The 17,948-nt window shown below is 61.3% G+C and carries 15 protein-coding genes, 2 tRNA genes and 1 other RNA gene; 10 read left to right on the plus strand and 8 right to left on the minus strand.

What is annotated here, in order from left to right; translation table 11 throughout:
* Positions 1–206 precede the first annotated feature (206 nt).
* The 4 genes from HMPREF2874_RS06400 to HMPREF2874_RS06415 all read right to left on the minus strand — a co-directional run bounded on the left by HMPREF2874_RS06400 (position 207) and on the right by HMPREF2874_RS06415 (position 5,927).
* Positions 207–1,106, minus strand: a complete 900-nt coding sequence (locus HMPREF2874_RS06400) for an S-layer homology domain-containing protein (RefSeq protein ID WP_070649520.1) — start codon at positions 1,104–1,106, stop codon at positions 207–209.
* Positions 1,107–1,427: 321 nt separating this feature from the next.
* The gene (locus tag HMPREF2874_RS06405) at positions 1,428–3,260 is read right to left on the minus strand and encodes an S-layer homology domain-containing protein (RefSeq protein ID WP_070649522.1); all 1,833 of its coding nucleotides are present in this window, start codon (positions 3,258–3,260) and stop codon (positions 1,428–1,430) included.
* Positions 3,261–3,671: 411 nt separating this feature from the next.
* On the minus strand, positions 3,672–4,736 hold the full coding sequence (locus HMPREF2874_RS06410) for a twin-arginine translocation signal domain-containing protein (protein WP_070649524.1): 1,065 nt from the start codon (positions 4,734–4,736) through the stop codon (positions 3,672–3,674).
* A 396-nt stretch (positions 4,737–5,132) separates the two neighbouring features.
* Positions 5,133–5,927 carry a YaaA family protein gene (locus tag HMPREF2874_RS06415; protein WP_070649526.1) on the minus strand — a complete coding sequence of 265 codons (795 nt, stop codon included), beginning with the start codon at positions 5,925–5,927 and terminating at the stop codon, positions 5,133–5,135.
* A 115-nt stretch (positions 5,928–6,042) separates the two neighbouring features.
* Here HMPREF2874_RS06415 and rnpB point away from each other — a divergent pair.
* Positions 6,043–6,436, plus strand: an RNA gene (gene rnpB, locus HMPREF2874_RS06420) — RNase P RNA component class A.
* Positions 6,437–6,562: 126 nt separating this feature from the next.
* Here rnpB and def read toward each other — a convergent pair.
* From def to orn, 3 genes are all read right to left on the minus strand, one after another.
* Positions 6,563–7,135, minus strand: coding sequence for a peptide deformylase (def, locus tag HMPREF2874_RS06425; protein WP_049334074.1), 573 nt, complete (start codon positions 7,133–7,135; stop codon positions 6,563–6,565).
* Positions 7,136–7,334: 199 nt separating this feature from the next.
* A tRNA-His gene (locus HMPREF2874_RS06430) sits at positions 7,335–7,407 on the minus strand.
* Between the two features lie 218 nt (positions 7,408–7,625).
* Positions 7,626–8,282: an oligoribonuclease gene (gene orn / locus HMPREF2874_RS06435; protein ID WP_070649527.1), complete on the minus strand. Its 657-nt coding sequence runs from the start codon at positions 8,280–8,282 to the stop codon at positions 7,626–7,628.
* A gap of 192 nt (positions 8,283–8,474) precedes the next feature.
* On the opposite strand from orn, the gene mptB reads away from it, so the two are divergent.
* Entirely contained in the window at positions 8,475–10,154 is a 1,680-nt protein-coding gene (mptB, locus tag HMPREF2874_RS06440) for a polyprenol phosphomannose-dependent alpha 1,6 mannosyltransferase MptB (RefSeq protein ID WP_070649530.1), read from the plus strand.
* A gap of 84 nt (positions 10,155–10,238) precedes the next feature.
* A tRNA-Arg gene (locus HMPREF2874_RS06445) sits at positions 10,239–10,311 on the plus strand.
* Positions 10,312–10,399: 88 nt separating this feature from the next.
* Here the strand turns inward: HMPREF2874_RS06445 and HMPREF2874_RS06450 are convergent.
* A complete protein-coding gene (locus HMPREF2874_RS06450; protein ID WP_070649531.1) occupies positions 10,400–11,299 on the minus strand; it encodes an HNH endonuclease family protein in 900 nt (299 codons plus the stop codon).
* A gap of 505 nt (positions 11,300–11,804) precedes the next feature.
* Here HMPREF2874_RS06450 and HMPREF2874_RS06455 point away from each other — a divergent pair.
* The 7 genes from HMPREF2874_RS06455 (at position 11,805) to HMPREF2874_RS06485 (ending at position 17,860) form a co-directional block, all read left to right on the plus strand.
* Entirely contained in the window at positions 11,805–12,374 is a 570-nt protein-coding gene (locus tag HMPREF2874_RS06455; protein ID WP_070649534.1) for a single-stranded DNA-binding protein, read from the plus strand.
* 217 nt (positions 12,375–12,591) lie between these two features.
* Positions 12,592–12,939 (plus strand): 50S ribosomal protein L19, encoded by a 348-nt coding sequence (gene rplS / locus HMPREF2874_RS06460; protein ID WP_049337710.1) that lies wholly within the window; start codon positions 12,592–12,594, stop codon positions 12,937–12,939.
* Positions 12,940–13,223: 284 nt separating this feature from the next.
* Complete coding sequence (lepB, locus tag HMPREF2874_RS06465) at positions 13,224–14,300, plus strand: signal peptidase I (RefSeq protein WP_070649536.1); 1,077 nt, start codon at positions 13,224–13,226, stop codon at positions 14,298–14,300.
* 16 nt (positions 14,301–14,316) lie between these two features.
* On the plus strand, positions 14,317–15,159 hold the full coding sequence (locus HMPREF2874_RS06470; RefSeq protein ID WP_070649641.1) for a ribonuclease HII: 843 nt from the start codon (positions 14,317–14,319) through the stop codon (positions 15,157–15,159).
* Positions 15,160–15,277: 118 nt separating this feature from the next.
* Positions 15,278–15,604: a DUF2469 domain-containing protein gene (locus HMPREF2874_RS06475; RefSeq protein WP_070649538.1), complete on the plus strand. Its 327-nt coding sequence runs from the start codon at positions 15,278–15,280 to the stop codon at positions 15,602–15,604.
* A 334-nt stretch (positions 15,605–15,938) separates the two neighbouring features.
* Positions 15,939–16,322, plus strand: coding sequence for a YraN family protein (locus HMPREF2874_RS09230; protein ID WP_070649643.1), 384 nt, complete (start codon positions 15,939–15,941; stop codon positions 16,320–16,322).
* On the plus strand, positions 16,322–17,860 hold the full coding sequence (locus tag HMPREF2874_RS06485; protein ID WP_070649540.1) for a YifB family Mg chelatase-like AAA ATPase: 1,539 nt from the start codon (positions 16,322–16,324) through the stop codon (positions 17,858–17,860). The genes HMPREF2874_RS09230 and HMPREF2874_RS06485 overlap by 1 nt, the downstream gene beginning before the upstream one ends.
* The last annotated feature ends 88 nt before the right edge of the window (positions 17,861–17,948 follow it).

A 17,948-nucleotide genomic window follows, 5' to 3' on the forward strand; every position in this document is an offset into this window, starting at 1 on the left:
GGTGCGCAACATTGCGGAATACCGCACCAAAACGGTGAGGCACCCCCGCGCGTATGGGGGCGCGGGTGCGATGGGTTGGTTGGTTTTCCCCGTCGGTTTCGGGGATGATTTCACCCTACCAAACCCTCAACCGGAAATCACAGACCCGCTCAACTGCATGTTGAATGTTTCCCTTTATTTCAAGCTCTAAGACCCCGGACCGCCGGCTACAGCGTGCGGAAGTACAGGTACAGCATCATCGCCACGCGTGCCTTCGACGTGTGCTCCGTCGGGGCAAACGCGTCACCCTCAGACACGGTCGACACGCCGCGGCGAGACGCCCACACAATCTGGCGATAGAAGGGGGTCGAGGAATTCACGTCACTAAACGGTGAGGTGCCCGTCAGCTGAATCTTCGAGGAACCGTCAGCACGGTGCAACAGGGCGACGGTCGAGGCGTTCGACAGGGGTGCCTCCGGGTGGAACTTGCCATCATTCCAGCCGCTCGTAATCTGCTGTTCGCGCGCCCACAGGTAGGCGTCGTAATTCGGATCGGACTCGTCCACATCCTCGTAGGGGGAGCGGTCCGGCCGAGTCACGGACGGCGAGCCCGCCAGACGATAGAAGATGCGAATCAGCTCGCCTCGCGTCACCGTGTTATCCGCGCCGAAGAGAGTCTCGGAATCGGGATCCATCACCTGCGCGCGCACGGCCCAGCGCACACCATCGTAGTAGGCAGAACCCTCGGGTACATCCTCGAAAGCGGGCTGGTAATCGGGCGAGGCAATGACCGGACGGTGCAGCTTCGTGTCGGGGGAAGAGAGGCTTAGCGAGGCGCTACCATCCGCGGAGGCACGAAGGCTGGCCGATGCCGGGACGGTGGCATCTGCCGCCGGAGTATTCGCCTGCGAGGGATCGGCCATCGAGAGAAGGGGAGAGAACGGCAGGTACAGCACACCCGCCAGGATTACCGCGCCCACGCCCAGCTCGATGCGGCGGCGGGAAGTCGACTTCTTCCGCTGCTCGTCGGATGCGTCGGCAGAATCGACGGAGCTGAGAACCTGTGCGGACTCGTGATGATTCGGTGAAGAATTAGACGTGGCGGAACGCTTCGCGTTGCGGGACATAAATCCTCGATGTGGTTGGTGTGTCGGTGTGTTTCTTGTACCGCGCTACCGCGTGTTCCCCGCCGGAAAAGGGGAATACGCGCACGGATATGCAATAGACCTAGCATAAAACCGCAGGACCCAAAATGCGAACTCAACCCGCTGAAAGGCCTTGGACATGCTGGAATACTCGGGGTGGTTTTATGGAAATAGGCTCAACGGTGAGAGATGAGCCAGATGATCGGCGCGGCTTCCACCCCCGCAAAAATCCGCCGGGCGGATGCGCGACGCACCTCTCGGTAGCATCTGCATCCGCCCGGCAGAAGAAGGCTTTGTCAGCCCTTAGCGGCCCGCGTAGTTCATCAGGAACCCGGCCAGCTCGCCACGGCTTGCCAGAGCCGTGGGGTAGTAGTTGCTGCCCGGGAACACCTGAAGATTACGCTGCTTAGCCCAGGTAATCTCGCGGTAGAACGCCGAACCCACCTTGACGTCCGTGTACGGAGCCTGGGTGACGGTCACGCGCTTCTTGCCGTCGTAACGGTACAGGAAGGCCGCCACGGTGGCGTTCGAGACACCGGCCTCGGCGTGGAAATTACCGTCGGCCCAACCGTAGGTAATACCCTTCTGACGAGCCCAAATGTAGGCAGAGTAGTTCGGGTCGGTGGTCTTCACGTCCTTATAAGGGCTGGTCGCGGGAAGGGTGACCTTCGGTGAACCCGCCAGACGGTACAGGGCAACGGTCAGGTCGCCGCGGGTTGCGTTATCGTTCGCCCCGAACCAGGTCTTCTCGTGCGGGTCCAGGAGCTTCTTCTCGCTGGCCCACTGCACGGCCTTGTACAGGGAGTGGGTGGAGGGAACGTCGGCAAAACCATTCTTCTGCTGCGGCGAGGTGCCGGTCAGGTTCAGGTAGGTGGCCGAGACGCGCTCGCTCTCGCCCTTGGCCGATACCACGTTCACGAAGATCGCGTAGTGGCCATCGGCCTCGAGCTGGGTTCCGTCAATCGACAGGGCAGTCTCGAAGGCGCCCTGGGACACGCGGTTGGCGGGGAGCACAACCTTCTGGATGGGGTCGCCGGTGGGCTGACCGTCAGCCTCGGCGGCGGAGAAGAGAACCTGGACCGAAGAACCGGCCGGAACATTGAGGTGGGAGCCCTTCACACGAACCGTCGTGGAAGAGCCCAGATCCACCGAATCGGTGCTCAGGGTAACCGAGGGGTCTGCGTGGACGGCGTTCACGCCGGTCACCGGCACGAATGCCTGGGTGCTCAGGGCCTGCTCGTTCGCCTGGTCGTTGTCTTCCGGGACGGTGTACTCGAAGGTCTGCACCACATAGGAAGTGCCAGCCTTCAGGGTGCCCGCGGGGATGTTCAGGTTCGTGCTGAAGCGGCCGTTAACGTAGCCCATGTACTGGCCGAAGAAGGCCGAGTAGTAGGTGAACTTTGCCTCGGACTGGGCCAGCGCAGGACCGGTCGGCTTGCCGGTGGCCGGGTCAACGGCGCGCACGGCCAGAATCAGAGACTCGTTACCGTTGTAGGAAATGTCCTGGAATCCAGCGCCGTTCACGGTGATCGAGGTGTTTGCCGAAGCATCCACGGTCGAAGCGCTGTAGCTCAGGGTCGGGGACGAAACCGTGGGAACGGCGGCAACCTTCAGCTCGGTGCGAGTCTCGCCCGCCGGAATCCAACCGTCCTGGTCGGAGTCGCGGTAGCCGAGCACCACGTCGAAGGAGGAGCCTGTTGCCTCAAAGAAGTTGGCGTCCACCGATGCGGTGAGCTTCACGGTGCCGTCCGCAGCAAAGGCGGTGGAGGGCACGTCCTGGGCGTAGTAGGGGTAGCTGCGCGGGTGATGCGGCGGGAAAGCGATGCTCTCACCCTTGGGCACGATGTAAAGACGGAAAGACTTATCGTGCACGAACTCGGGGGAGAACCCGGAGCCGTTAACGGTGATGGTGCCGCCCTTGAGGATGTCGAAGGTGCCGGAGGTGACCTGCAGGTGCTGCGTGTTCTGTGCTTCTCCCTGCTGCACGGCACCGGCTACTGCCGGGGTATTCGCCGTGGGGGCCGCCATGGCCGGGGAGAGAGGCAGGAGCATCGCGCCGGCAAGGGTGAGGGCGCAACCGCCCTTCACCATATTCTTAGAGAATACGAAACGCGGATGGCTCTGAAGTGAGGACATTGGTATCCAATCAGTTTTATCGGTGTGACGCATTGTGTGGAAGTGCGTATCAACACCGTAGCAAATAGATAAGACCTGCCGTAATCGGGGCGGTTGTGGACTTGGAAAAAGTTTCACACCAGAAGGCTGATCTTAAGCTGAAGTATAACTTTAAAAACTATGTGCATGAGGTGGAAAATATGCCTAAATATTGTGCTGATAAGCACAAACACTGAGTCGCGGGCAAAGCTCCATGCTCCAAACGGGGCAGAAAACCCACCGCACAATCGATAAAAACCAAATTATCAACTATATAAAGTTGATAAGTATCGTCATGCGGTGGGTTTGATGCGCAATCGCAAAATGGGGTATCCCGCAAAAAATGTCCAGCGAAGAAAAATTAGAAAAGGCCGAGTGAAGGGCAACCCGTCCCTAATCTCGCATATTGGCACACAGAATATCCATATGCAGCATAATCAGGGCTCGAGCCCATTCGGCACGGGTAACCTCCTGGTCCGGGAAGAAATTTGCGCTCTTGTACGCGAAATTCGGGTCGATATTCGCGCGCGTATGCAGCCACACGGATTCCCTAAAGAAGGGAGAACCGGGGTGCATATCCGCAGGCACCACCGGAGTGGGGTGGGTCCCTTCGGTAAGGGCCGGGTACGCCTCGTTGAAGCGATACAGGAAAGCGGCCATCGTGGTGCGGTGAGCTACTGCCTCCGGATGCATCTTGCCGTCGGACCAGCCGCTCGTCAGTCCCTTCTGCACGGCCCAGATGTAGGCGGCGTACCGGGGATCCTGCGGCGAAACATCCGGGTACGGCGAAACTGCGGGGAGAACTACCTTGGGCGAACCCACCGTGCGGTACAGCGTATCCATAAGGTCGCCGCGCGTGGCCGCGCGGTAAGGGTAGATGCGGCGGTTCTTGTCGATGAGCATCATCTTCTGCTGGCACACGGTGTATACGTCGTAAGAGTACGGATCTTCGTCTTCCAGATCAATAATGAAAGGCGCCCGCGCGTAATCGGTATTGACGGTAACGTCAGAAACCATCGTGCGCAGAATGGTGTACTGCTTATTGTAGGGGCGCAGGGTAAGACGAATACCGTACTTTCCCTTTGGGCCGGTCGTCATATCCGTGGGAAGAATGACCGTTTGGCGGTACACATTATCGGTATCCAAACGATTCTTCTCGAGGGAAATAAAATAGAATACTTTAAATCCCTTATCCTCGGTGTAGTTACCGATTTCAAAATAGGGAGTATATAGCCCGTTTTCAAAAATCGGTTGTAAACCGGAAACTTCGTAGGAGAGGGTAAAGCCGCTGATATCAATCATTGCCTGATTGACCCGCAAATCCAGAGGAACGCTCTGAATGTCCAGGGTTGCGGCCTGCGCACCCTGCAGGGCGAGCTGGCCAGCACCTAGTGCCCCGGCGATACCGAGGGCGGCGGTGCCCTTCAGGAAGAGGCGACGAGATGACGAGGTAGACATATCGTGTCCAATCGGTGTGTTTCTGAATGAATTGTTATACCGCCGCTAGACCTGTAGCTCGGCCATAATCCGAGCGAGACTTATCGGCGTGCAGGACGTACCGGGCTCCGATAACGCTGAGTCGAGAGAAAACGAGGTGAATATGCAAGCCCTCTCGGTGAGGGGTTAATTAATACTATAAACGCATCGAATGGTTAAAGAAAACAGTGCACTGAGTGATACCTCTACCGTAAAGCGTATTAGGAAAGCGCTAATGAGAGGAAATGCTGAAGCATCGAGAAAGAATGTTATCTCCCGTGATTCTTATAAAGGTAAAAATTTCTTAATATTAAATTTTTAGCCGGGCAGCACAATCGCACCGCCCGGCTAAAATCACGACATAAAACCCGCTGAGATTTATTGCCCCTCGTGCACGAGGAGGGTCAGGACACCCGCCTTACGGGCCGTGGGCAGAGCGCACTCCACCGCCCAATCCTCGCTGACCGCCTCCAAGAATTCGGCAATACCCGCCGTGGAACCATCCAGGGGGCGCGCCGCCAGCCCCGACTGAATCAGATACCGAGCAAAGAGGCCGCGGTAATGCTTCGCCATGTGTGAGACGACCTTGCGAGAACCATCGGCCGCCACCCGCTCCACGCGAACCGCCAGAGTCTGCGACGGGGGAGTCACCCACGACTTCGCGTACGCCGAGGAACGGCAATCCAGAATCAGTTGATCCTTCGCCGTGTCCTCCAGAGCGGTGCCCAGCGCACCCTTCCAGAAGTTTGCCAGCGCACCAATCGAACCCAGCTTCACGCCCATGGACAGGCGGTAGGCGGGAATCGCGTCCTCGGGGCGCAGAACACCCCACAGCGCCGAAGAAATCAGCAGCGACCAGTGCGCCGCATCGCGCTCGGCGGGGGAGAAGCTCGCGTAATCCAGCGCCTCAAACAGTACACCCGTATAGGTGCGAATCGCGGGCTGCGCCGGCTCGGACAATAGACGCGTGTTGCGCTCTACCTCGGCTTCGAGGGACGCACCTACCTTGAGCTCCGCCAGGGCATCGGGGCCCGAACTGACCGCGGTCAGCTCCTCCAGGACGCTCTCACGCTCGGAAGTGAGCTCAGGGAACGAGAGGTCAGCGAAAGAAACCGGCGCATTGCCAGCCGGGGCGGGGGTCTTACCTTCGGAAGGGGGAAGAAGAATTAGCATCTACCCAGTGTACCCGGCAGGCTGCCAGCGCATCCGCGAGATTCCAGCGTACCCGCGAGACGAACCCGGTAAATAACCGCCCCAAGAGGTATGCGTATAATGAGTGGGGTGAAAACGGGTCGTCCGGGCAATCGCGAGGCACTCGGATGCTTCGAGGAAAGTCCGGGCTCCACAGCACAGGATGGTGGATAACATCCACTCGGGGTAACCCGCAGGCCAGTGCCACAGAAAGTAAACCGCCGCGGTTCGCCGCGGTAAGGGTGAAAGGGTGGTGTAAGAGACCACCAGCGGGCGCGGTGACGTGCCCGGCTAGGTAAACCCCATCCGGAGCAAGGTCAAATAGGATGCGCCATGGTAGGGTAGTGCGCCCGATCCCCGGTTCTCGGGGTGCGTATTCGGGTAGGCTGCTTGAGACGTGCGGCAACGTACGTTCTAGATAGATGATTGCCTCGAAACGCCCCTTCGGGCGGCGTTTTAGACAGAACCCGGCTCATAGGACGACCCGTTTTCACGTCACCATCCGCAGATGGTAAGCGAAGACCGCGAACGCATTTTCTAGCGCGTTCGCGGTCTTCGCTTTAAAGATTTGCGGGAGGCCCGCCCGGCCTTTGGGAAGGCTCTAGGGGAGCCCGCGATTAGTGGCCGAAGGGATCGGGGTCCACGCCCGGCATCCACGAGTTGCCGTCCACGGTCCAGCCTTCCTTCTTGACGACCTTCTTCATCTTGCTGGTCCACTTCTTGTTCAGGCGGTTCACGTACAGCTTGCCGTCCAGGTGGTCGGTCTCGTGCTGCATGCAGCGTGCGAACCAGCCGGTCGCCTCAAAATGGACGGGGTTGCCGTGCTCGTCAAGGCCGTTCACCGTGACCCACTCGGCGCGCTTGAGGGGGAAGCCGTAACCGGGGAAGGAGAGGCAGCCCTCTTCCTCCTCATAGGGGTCCGGGTCAGCGGTAGAAATCTTGCCCAGGGTCAGCACCGGGTTAATGATGCAGCCGCGCGGGGGAACGCCGTCCTCGTTCTCCATCTTGTAGGTGAAGATGCGCAGGCCCACACCGATCTGCGGTGCTGCCAGACCCACGCCGTTGGATGCGTCCATGGTTTCGTACATGTCAGCCACGAGCTCCTTGAGCTCATCATTAAACTCGGTGACGGGTGCCGCGGGGCGGTGCAGAACGGGGTTGCCGTGAATAACGATGGGGCGAATAGCCACGGAATCATCCTTTGCTTGTGTTGAACGGGAACTTATTGGGTGCGCCTGCCGCATGAAGTCGCGGGGCGTGCTGTTCTCGTTCGAAGGGTTGAAAATGCTGGTGTAAAAGTTTTGCTCCGGTAAACCTTGCGCGGGTAAACCGAGGTGAGGGTAAAGCGAAAGGGCCGTTACGGATAACCATAACGACCCTTTCCATCGGGGTGATCGACGGGGGTTGAACCCGCGACCTCCTGGACCACAACCAGGCGCTCTGCCAACTGAGCTACGACCACCATGTGCTTCGCTTGGTTTCCCTTGCGATGTGCAACGGATACTACTGTACATGAGTTCACGAACCCTGCCAAGCTGAGATTGGGTGATGCTCGTTACAGTTTGAGATGGGAGTTGGGACGCGCCGGACGCACGCCCCGGGACATCCTCGTGGGCCCGCAGGACGCGCATCCCCGGTGCACAGCTACATCGCGCTCAGGCGCCGTTGCGTAGCGTTCGGCTACTGCTCGGCAGGTTCGGCGGCCTTCGCCTCCAGCTCGACGCGCTCCGCCTCAACCTCGCGGGCAATCTTAGCGGCGGCCACGGCATCCGGACCCTGCTCCACAAAAATTGCGCGACGGTAGTACTTCAGCTCGTCAATCGAATCCTTAATATCGCCCAGCGCGCGGTGGTGACCGGTCTTCACCGGGGCGCTGTGACGGGCGGCGGGGTACCAGCGCGAAGCCAGCTCCTTAATCGTGGACACATCAATCACGCGGTAGTGCAGGTGGTCCATCACCTGCGGCATGTAACGTTCCAGGAAGCGCTTATCCATGCCCACCGAGTTACCACCCAGCTGCGCCTTGCCCGCCACAGGAACATACTTCTTCACGTAGCGGAGCACCTGCTCCTGGGCGTAATCCATCGACACGCCGTTCTCAAGGTCGTCCAGCAGACCCGAGGACTCGTGCATCGAACGCACGAAGTCGTTCATGTTCTCCACCGCACCCGCGGGGGACTCGTCGCCGGGCTTAATGACGAACTCCACGCCCGAACCCAAAATGTTGAGGTCGGCATCGGTGACCAGAACGCCCACCTCAATCAGGGCGTCATTGGCCACGTCGAGGCCGGTCATCTCGCAGTCAATCCATACAATACGTTCACTAGAAATACTCACACTCCAACTCTACCCTCATTCGCGCCCGCCCGCCCCTCCGCGCGTCGGGAACATAGTCGGAACGTATAAGAACGCTCAGGTGTGTGCAGAGGCGGTGTCCACACCGCGCGCTCGCACCCGAATCCGCCGGGCTCCGGTGAAGCGCTCGGGTATGATAAAAGCCAAAGAGACGACGCATACAGAAAGGGAGTAATGCGCTCACTGAAAGAGCCCGCACGCCGGCTCGCCGCCGCCAGAGCACACGACACACCCCTCTCACCCCGGCTGCTGGATTACGTCAATAACCACCGTCTGCGAACGCTCGTCATTGGCACCATCGGCTCAATCATGGTCACCCTGGGGTCCTACACCGTCGGATGGCTCTCGGACAGCTCCAACTTTTGGCGCTACGACCTGATTCGTGCCATCAGGTTTGACGCCGTATGGGTCATCGCCGGCATTATCCTGCTGGCCCTCGGCGCCATGATCATGTGCCGTGAATGGCTGCGCATCTACCAGAAGATGGGCGATTGGAACGAGCCCAACGCCATGCGGTGGATGATTGCCGTCATCACCAGCTGGTCCCTGCCGCAGGTCTTCGCCTTCACCATCTACAGCCGCGACATGTTCTCCTACTACGGTCAGGGCATGGTCATGGCGCACGGCCTCAACCCGTACAAGCACGGTGTCTCCGAAATCTCGAACTTCATGCAGAACGGCGCCGACCCGCAATGGGCAGAATCTCCGCCGCCCTACGGTCCCCTCTCGCTCAAGCTTGAAGAATGGATTGTGCGCTTAGCTGGCGAAGATGTAGACCTGTCCATCTTCTATTTCCGTCTGCTCTCCGTGCTCGCGGTTATCGGCATCCTCTTCTTTGTGGCAAACCTTGCCAAAGTTCACGGATTCAACCAGGCTCGCGCCCTCTGGCAGATTGGCCCCAACCCGCTCTTCATCGCGGCATTTATCGCCAGCGGTCATAATGACTCGCTCATGACCATGTTCATGCTCGGTGGCCTCTACTACGCCAAGCGCTACCGCGACACCCTCTGGGGTGGACCGCTCGGCGTGACCTTCGTGGCTCTCGGCGTGGCGGTCAAGCCCCTCGCCCTCGTGGTGCTGCCCTTCGTGGGCCTGCTCTGGGCCGGCAAGAACGCCTCCTGGCCGCGCAAGTTCGTGTTCTGGGCGCTCTCCGGCGTGCTCCTGCTCGCCGAAATGGCGCTCATGGGCTGGGCAACCGGACTGGAATTCGGCTGGATCAAGGCGCTGTCCACGACCGGCGGCCAGTACATCTGGTACACCCCCTTCGGCCTGGTGATTGGCGCGGCATCCCTCTTCACGCAGGGGGATACCTTCGAGGTCATCCGCAAACTCATCGAGACCGTCGGCAAGGGCATCGGTATGCTCGGAGCGGTAGCAATGGCATTCGTCGGACGCGACCGCAACATCGTGCGCCACGCCGGCCTGGCTATCCTGTTCATGCTCCTGTGTAGCCCCATGATTCAGCCGTGGTACCTGCTCTGGGCTATCCCGATGCTCGCGGCAACCGGCCTGCGCTCGCACTTCCAGCTCATGTGGTACTTCATTACCACGCTCTTCTTCGTCACCTACGCAGTGAGCGACCAGCTGAACGTTTCGCCCTATCTGCGCGATTTCAACCAGGATATGGGCCGACTTATCGCAACGGTGGTCTGCCTGGGCTACATTGTGTACCTCATGGTCCTCGACCCGGCAACCCGCCGTATGGTGTACGTGAGCTTCCGCCCCACGCAGGTGCGCCGCACCGCGATTCGCCTGTGGTGGCAGCTGTTCCCCGGCGCATCGAGCCGCCGTGCACGCCGCCGCGAGGCGAAGAAGCAGGATCGCGAGGTGCTGACCGGCTCCACGCGGAGCTAACCCCCTCGCGTGTTCCGCCCTGACGGTTCCCATGGGCGTCCAAACGTGCGGGGAACAGCCAGGACTCGTGTACCCTAGAGGGAGGCCCCAGTAGCTCAGAGGATAGAGCAGGAGCCTTCTAATCTCTTGGTCGGGGGTTCGATTCCCTCCTGGGGCGCCGTAACGAAAACCGCCCCGCACCCTTCAACGGGGGTGCGGGGCGGTTTTCTTTATACCCTTGAGCTACCGCAAAGATGTGGGGCACGTTACTTCTTGGTCGGGTTCGTGTCCTTGCAGGAGTTGAGCACGCGCTCCATAACCTTCTTCTCGTCCGCGGTGACCCACAGCTTGTACTTCGCCTTCACGTGTACCTGACGAGCCACGTAGGTGCAGCGGTAGGCGGTGTTGCTCGGCAGCCACTCGGCGGCGTCCGCATCGGATTTCTGCTGGTTGGCCGGGCCGTCCACGGCGAGCAGGTTCTCGGGGTCGTTTGCCAGCTGGCGGCGCTGCTCTGCGGTCAGATCCTGCGCGCCGGTCTGCCATGCGTTCGACAGAGCCACCACGTGGTCAATCTGTACGGCCGCGGAGGTCTTCTTGCCGCGCTTGAACTCGATGGTCTTGCCGGTGTACGGGTCATCCAGGGTGCCGGTAATGACGGTGCATGCGTGGGTCCTGACCTTGAAGCGAACGTTGGTCAGGTCGCGGCGCAGAATGTCGTCGCGGGTATTGCACTTGTTGCCGTCAACGTCATCCCAGGCGGGGCCGAACTGTTCACGGGAGTAGCCAGCCTTCGATGCGCGTTCCTTCACCTGCAGGGATGCCAGCTCGCTCTTCGCGGTGGCCAGATCCGGTGCGAGCGCGGTCGCGGGATCAACCGCCTTGTACGGGTTCTTGACCTCGGAGAGCGTCTCGGTTGCTACGTTGGCGTCATCGTCGTCGGTAGTGGAGGTCGAAGACTCCGAACCGAAGAGGCCGCCCTCGCCGTGCTTGCTCACGTAGATCATGCCGACAATCAGCAGAATGATGGCCAGAAGGGCCAGTAGGCCGTAGATGAGGCGCTTCTTCTGCGGGTCCATGGACTCGGGGAGCCTGGGTAGGTTGCGTTGAATCCGCTGAAGATCCTGCAGCGTGGGCAGGTCGTTGCTGTTCATGGGCTTTTTGCTCACGGAAACTCCGGGGGTAGCACGGTGTATCGGTCAGGTATTGGTCAAAGCAGCGGGTCGCCGCTCCATCAAGGATAGAGGGCTTGCGGTGTAAAAGGTAACTCACTCGCCGTGAATTAGCTCGCCTCTGCGAGGAGGGGAGCGAGGAGGCGGATGGCGTCATAATTCGTTCCAATGACGGTTCCTCGCGTCGGTTTTTTGAAAAAACTACCCCAAACGTTCAAATATTTCGTCCACAGGTGGGATGGTAGCGCGATAAGACCGTGAATTATCCACAGATGCGCGAGGGGCGGGCGCCCGGTGGCGGCGCACGCGGCACAGTAGAAGAAACCTACCCGAAGAGCCGACCGGGTAACTTGCCGGCCCAACTTGACTGAGGCTGTCAACCGGCCCAACCCAACCTGGGGCAACCGACCGGGAGCCCGAACGGAGGCCCCTCAACCGGTTCGGGCCAGCCGGTGCAGAGGCTTTAGCCCGGGGTTAACCCCAAGAAATCATAGGAGATATCGTGAGCGACACCATCGTAATCCGCGGATTCACCGCATCCAACCCGACCTTGGCGGCCCTGCCGAACGGCGTGCCCGTCGTGAACTTCCGCCTGGCCAGCACCCCGCGTTGGCAGGACGCTACCGGAACCTGGAAGGAGGGCACGACCAATTGGTACACCATCAAGGCCTACCGCCGCCTGGCGCAGAACATCGCCGTCTCGGTGCAGAAGGGGCAGCCGCTCGTCATTAGCGGGCGTCAGCGCATCAACCGGTGGAACCGCGAGGACGGCACGCAGGGAACTACCGTGGAGATTGACGCGCAGGGCATCGGCCACGACCTGAACTATGGCACCAGTTCCTTTGCTCGCACCGTGGAGAAGCGCGCAATCCACGAGGATTCCCCGCTGGGCGCGCTACCGAATACGCCGCAGAGCGCGCCGGATACGGTATCGCATGTGCCCCAGAACGCCGAGTTGCCGAACGCGGTGGCTCAGAGCGCTGGAGCGCAGGCTACGGGAGCACCGGGCGGGGGCGTGCAGGGTGGCGCATCCCAGGGTGGGGGAGCTCAGAGTGACGAACCCCCCTTCTAAAAGTGCTCCCCGGATGCTTGCATAAAGGCGGGTGCATTGGGATAATGGGACATTGTGTTGACATCGGGCACGCCCCTGCCGCAGGGGGGAGAGCGACCAACGGTGTCAGCCTTCGGGCACCAATCCTGTCCGAAGCATCAAGTTTTCTGTCCCGCAGTGGGGCAGAGCAATCTGAGTCTATTTGACCTGCGGCAGATGGCTCTGGAGATCTACAACTATGCAGACTCTTGACTTCCTCGACAAGAAGTCCCTCCGTGACGACATCCCCGCCTTCGGCCCCGGTGACACCCTGAACGTTCACGTTAAGATCGTTGAAGGTAAGAACCACCGTATCCAGGTCTTCAAGGGCTTCGTCGTTGGCCGCCAGGGTGCAGGCGTTCGCGAGACCTTCACCGTCCGCAAGGTTTCCTTCGGCGTTGGTGTTGAGCGTACCTTCCCCGTTCACTCTCCCTCCATCGAGAAGATTGAGGTTGTGACCCGCGGTGACGTCCGTCGTGCAAAGCTGTACTACATGCGCGACCGCCACGGTAAGGCTGCTCGTATCCGCGAGAAGCGCGAGTTCTAATCTTTATAGATTCAGAATTCTGTTGCAAACCGCTCCCATCCGCACCCGTGCGGAGTGTGGGGCGGTTTTTGCGTATCCGGGCGAGCACCCCGAATACGGTGATGCGCTGTCTAGAAGCGGGGGAGGAGCACTCCCGCGGCCCCTGCTGTCGGCGAGCCGTAGGGCTCGGCGGAGCTTCGCTATACGAGTCAAAGAGGCGGCGGCACGGGTGCTCTCGTTACAATAGCTAGGTACCGCCTCACTCAGGTTGGCCTACATGTCTCTCAAACGAAAGGCTCTTCAGCATGGCAGATGACAAGACGACTGCGAACAACAGCCCCTATCCCGAGGGATATAAGCCCCAATCCCGTCGCGAGCGCCGTGAGATGGAGGAGTACGCCGCGCGTCTGGCCGAAGAGAAGAAACGTGAACAGGCCGAGCTGGCCTCCTCCGAACAGGGCGAGGAATCCCACGTAGGCGACGCTCGACCCGCCGCTGCCGAGGCGGCGAGCGCATCCGCTCAGCCCGCGGAAGCACCTGATACCAAGGGCTCGGTAGAAGAGGACGCCGCAACCACCGCCGATAAGAGCGTTGAGAAGGGCGAAGAGAAGCCCAAGGACCCCTCGGCCATGACCGCCAAGGAGCGCCGCAAGGCCAAGCGCGCCGAGCAGGCCGAGCTGACCTTCGCTAAGGCCCGCGAGGAGGACCGCCTGGGCGAGTGGGCCTGGGTTCAGGTGCGTGAGGGCGGTACCGTGGTTCTCTACGCTCTGATTATTGCGTTCCTGATTAAGACCTTCCTGCTGCGCGGTTTCTACATTCCCTCCGGTTCGATGGAGCAGACCCTGCAGGTCAACGACCGCGTGTTCATCAACGTGGCGGGTTCCTATTTCAATGAGCCCAAGCGCGGCGACGTCATCGTGTTCAAAGATTCGCAGGGCTGGATTCCTTCGACCCAGAAGAGCAGCAACCCCATTAAGGAAGGCCTCTCCTTCGTGGGTGTTCTGCCCGATACCTCTTCGAACTACCTGGTCAAGCGCGTTATCGGCACTCCCGGTGACGTGGTGGAGAGTGATGGCTCCGGCAAGATCAAGGTCAATGGCGTGGAGATTAACGAGCCCTACCTGTACCCGGGCAACCAGCCCTCCGAGCTGGCCTTCAAGGTGACCGTGCCCAAGGACAAGTACTTCGTGATGGGTGACCACCGTAGCAACTCCGCGGATTCCCGCTACCACATCTCTGACGGCACCGCCTTCATCTCGAAGGATGACGTTCAGGGTAACGTCTTCGTGGTGGCCTGGCCGCTGAACCACTTCGGCCTGCTGACCGACGAGAGCTCTGTGTTCTCCTCGGTTCCCTCTCCGACCTCGACCCCCGAGCAGTAGGAGAGAGGCCGTGACGGTGAGCGCACAGGCTGAGGAACCCGCAAAAGCGGAGAAGTCCAAGGCTGCGAAGCCTCGGGCGCCAAAGCCCGCCGCCGACCTGGAGCATGAGAAGCGACTCTTCGAGGCGGGGGCTCGCGCGGTGGCGGGTATCGACGAGGTGGGACGCGGCTCCATGGCCGGCCCGGTCAGCGTGGGCGTCGCAATTCTTAGCCCGGACGCCACCCTTGAGGTGGGCGGGCTGATTGACTCCAAGGCCCTCTCGCCTGCGCGCCGCGAATCCATGGTCCCCGAGATCCGCCGCTGGTGCGCCGTCGAGGTGGGCCACGTGGACCCGCAGGACGTGGATGCGCTGGGCATGACCCTGTCGTTGCGGCTTGCCGCCCAGCGGGCCCTGGCTGCTCTGGCACGCCGAGGCTACCGCGCCGATGCCGCCCTACTCGATGGTAAGCACGACTGGTTCACCCCTCCGCAGGAGGACCTGTTCAGCGCGCTGGCACCGGACCCGGCACAGGCGCGCTACGACGCTCTGCTGGCCGGGGCCTGGGAAGGGGTGGGAGAACCCGCGGCTATGCCCGTGACCATGGTCATCAAGGGCGACTACAAGTGCGCCTCGATTGCGGCTGCCTCTGTGGTGGCGAAGGTTGAGCGAGACGAGCTGATGGTGGCCCTCGACGGGGTTCACCCGGGGTACGGCTGGGCGAAGAACAAGGGCTACGGCTCGGCCGCTCACCGTGAGGCAATCAGCGCGCGGGGCCCCAGCCCGATGCACCGCCTGTCCTGGTCGTTACCGGCCACCGCCGAGCAGATAGCGGCTGCGCAGCGGGCCCGTGCATCCGGGGAGAAGAGCCCCGAACGCTAGGGGAAAGCGCCGTTGAGGGAGCCTGAGTATTGCTCGGAGCACCCCACAATGCTGGTGAGATACCCGCTGAGAGACACCCGAGTCGCACGCGCAGCAGAGAATGACTGTAGGAGGAAGAATGAGCGCAGAAGACCTCGAAAACTACGAGACGGAAGCCCAGATGGCGCTGTACCGCGAGTACAAGGACGTCATGTCGCTCTTTAGCTACGCGGTGGAAACCGACCGGCGCTTCTACCTGGCAAATCAGGTGGATGTGACCCCGCACGTGCAGGACGGCACCCTCTACTTCGAGGTGCTCATGAGCGATGTCTGGGTGTGGGATGTGTTCCGCTCCAACCGCTTTGTGAAGAAGGTGCACGCCTACTCGGTGCGCGATGTGAACGTGGAGGAGCGCCTGCCCAACCAGGAATTCACGGTCCCCGAGATGCCGGATTTTAGCGCCTAGTGTTCCGGTAGCCGGTGTGTATATGACGTTCCCCTCGACGGGTTTTTGAAAAAATACCCCTAAAATTTCAAATAAGAAGCTGTGGATAACCTCCCTGACCGCGATGCGGCCGAGGTTATCCACAGTTTTTTCTTTCCGATTCCTTGGCCCGGTTTGCCCGGGCACAGTAGAAGCACGACCAAGCCATCTACCGTGGGAGGGAATCGTGACCCCCGAACCTCAGAGCATCGCAACGCAGACAACCGCACAGGCGCCCCGAACGAACGAACCTGGTGGCTCGCCCCGCAGAGGCGCACGACGCGCCCGGAAGAACCCCGCCGCAGTCCCGCGGGCCCTGCCCCGAGCCCACGGCGTCGGACGCTGGGGCGAAGAGGTGGTCAGCCGCATCCTTGAGGCGAACGGCTACCGCATCGTAGACCGCAATTGGCGACCGCCCGCCGGGCTGGAGCACGAACAGATTCGCGGCGAAATCGATATTGTCGCGATTGACCCCGACGATGAGCTCGTCTTTATCGAGGTCAAAACCCGAAGCACCGAGGACTTTGGGCACCCCTTCGCCGCCATCGGCCGCGACAAGGCGCGCCGCACCCGTTCCCTGGCGATTCTCTGGTGCCGCCTGCGCGAGAGCCTGGACTTCGCGCGCTTTCGCATCGACGCGATTGCGGTGACCGGAACCTGCGAAACCTTTACCTTCGAACACCTGAAGGGGGTGGCGTAATGGGTTTCTCACGCACCTACTCCGTAGCCCTCGTGGGGCTGAGCGGGCACATCGTTGACGTTGAGGCCGATATCTCGCAGGGACTTCCAGGCTTCGTGCTGCTGGGCCTGCCCGATACCGCCCTCAACGAGTCCAAGGAGCGCGTTCGCTCCGCAGCCAAGAACACCGGAATTACCCTGACCCAGCATCGGCTCACCGTCAACCTGACCCCGGCAACCCTGCCTAAGCGCGGATCGGCCTTCGACCTGGCCATTGTGGTGGCCGCACTGCAGGCCGAGAAGAAGCTACACCCGAGCGGGGACAGTGTGTTCCTGGGGGAGCTGGGCCTCGACGGGACGATTCGCCCGGTTCCGGGCATCCTGCCCGCCGTGAAGGCCGCGGTTGCCGCCGGGCACCGCAGGGTCATCGTCCCCGCCGAAAATGCGGAGGAGGCGGCCCTCATCCCCGGCGCACAGGTGAGCGGATTCCGCTGTCTGGCCGAGGTGTTCGCGGCTCTGGGGGCACAGACCCAGAAGCTAACCTACCCGCCCGCACCGAACCCCGAGGAGAAGGCCCGCCCCAAGAAAAGCGCGGGTATTCCTTCGGATATGAGCGACGTAGCCGGTCAAGCGCAGGGCCGCTTCGCCCTGGAAATCGCGGCGGCCGGTGGGCACCATATGCTCCTCACCGGCCCTCCCGGATCGGGCAAAACCATGCTGGCCGAGCGGTTGCCGAGCATCCTGCCGCCCCTAGACGACGATGCGGCGATGGAGGTGACCGCTATCCGCTCCCTCTGCTCGGCGGGTGAAGCACTCAGCGAACTGGTACGTGAGCCTCCTTTCGAGGCTCCGCATCACAGCGCCTCCGCGCCGGCAATTTTGGGAGGCGGCAGCGGTATTCCTCGGCCCGGATGCGTCTCTAAAGCACACCGCGGCGTGCTCTTTCTCGACGAAGCCCCCGAATTCAAACGCACGGTCCTCGACTCCCTACGTCAGCCCCTCGAATCCGGGGTTGTAACCCTGGACCGTTCCACCGCATCCGCCACGTACCCCGCGCGTTTTCAGCTGATTCTGGCCGCCAACCCCTGCCCCTGCGGCATGAACGTGGGGCTCGGTACCGAGTGCACCTGCGCGCCCCGGGAGCGACGCGCCTACTTCGGGCGTCTTTCCGGGCCGCTCGTGGACCGCATTGACGTCAACGTGACGGTCCCGAAGGTCTCGTCCACGGAGCTTGCGGGAGGTCAGATGAATGAGAGCTCGGCGCAGATTCGCGAGCGCGTGCTGGCTGCCCGTGAGGCTCAGCGCGAGCGATTAGAACCCTACGGTCTGAAGACGAACGCGGAGATGAACGGCAAGATTCTGCGCGGCCCGCTGCGCCTGGACGCGAAACTCACCGGCGAGCTCAACGCCGCTGTCGACCGGGGAAACCTGACGGCGCGCGGCTACGACCGGGTGCTGCGCATCGCCTGGACGCTGGCCGACCTGGAAGGGGCCGCATACCCGAGCCGGGAACACCTGGACGTGGCCCTGTTCCTACGCCAACAGGGCCAGCTGCACTAACGCGTGGTGCACGCGAACCAAGGGTCTTCAAGACGTGAAAATCAATGATGATAGGGGAGAACAACAATGACCTCAACCATAAACCGCC

Origin of the sequence: Rothia sp. HMSC068F09 (genome assembly GCF_001812775.1) — a bacterium.
GTDB lineage: Bacteria > Actinomycetota > Actinomycetes > Actinomycetales > Micrococcaceae > Rothia > Rothia mucilaginosa_A.

Coding starts and splice junctions, on each gene's coding strand:
- HMPREF2874_RS06405 (WP_070649522.1), bottom strand. CDS start 3,260: ATGTCCTCACTTCAGAGCCATCCGCGTTTCGTATTCTCTAAGAATATG.
- HMPREF2874_RS06410 (WP_070649524.1), bottom strand. CDS start 4,736: ATGTCTACCTCGTCATCTCGTCGCCTCTTCCTGAAGGGCACCGCCGCC.
- HMPREF2874_RS06475 (WP_070649538.1), top strand. CDS start 15,278: ATGAGCGCAGAAGACCTCGAAAACTACGAGACGGAAGCCCAGATGGCG.
- mptB (WP_070649530.1), top strand. CDS start 8,475: ATGCGCTCACTGAAAGAGCCCGCACGCCGGCTCGCCGCCGCCAGAGCA.
- lepB (WP_070649536.1), top strand. CDS start 13,224: ATGGCAGATGACAAGACGACTGCGAACAACAGCCCCTATCCCGAGGGA.
- rplS (WP_049337710.1), top strand. CDS start 12,592: ATGCAGACTCTTGACTTCCTCGACAAGAAGTCCCTCCGTGACGACATC.
- HMPREF2874_RS06400 (WP_070649520.1), bottom strand. CDS start 1,106: ATGTCCCGCAACGCGAAGCGTTCCGCCACGTCTAATTCTTCACCGAAT.
- HMPREF2874_RS06415 (WP_070649526.1), bottom strand. CDS start 5,927: ATGCTAATTCTTCTTCCCCCTTCCGAAGGTAAGACCCCCGCCCCGGCT.
- HMPREF2874_RS06485 (WP_070649540.1), top strand. CDS start 16,322: ATGGGTTTCTCACGCACCTACTCCGTAGCCCTCGTGGGGCTGAGCGGG.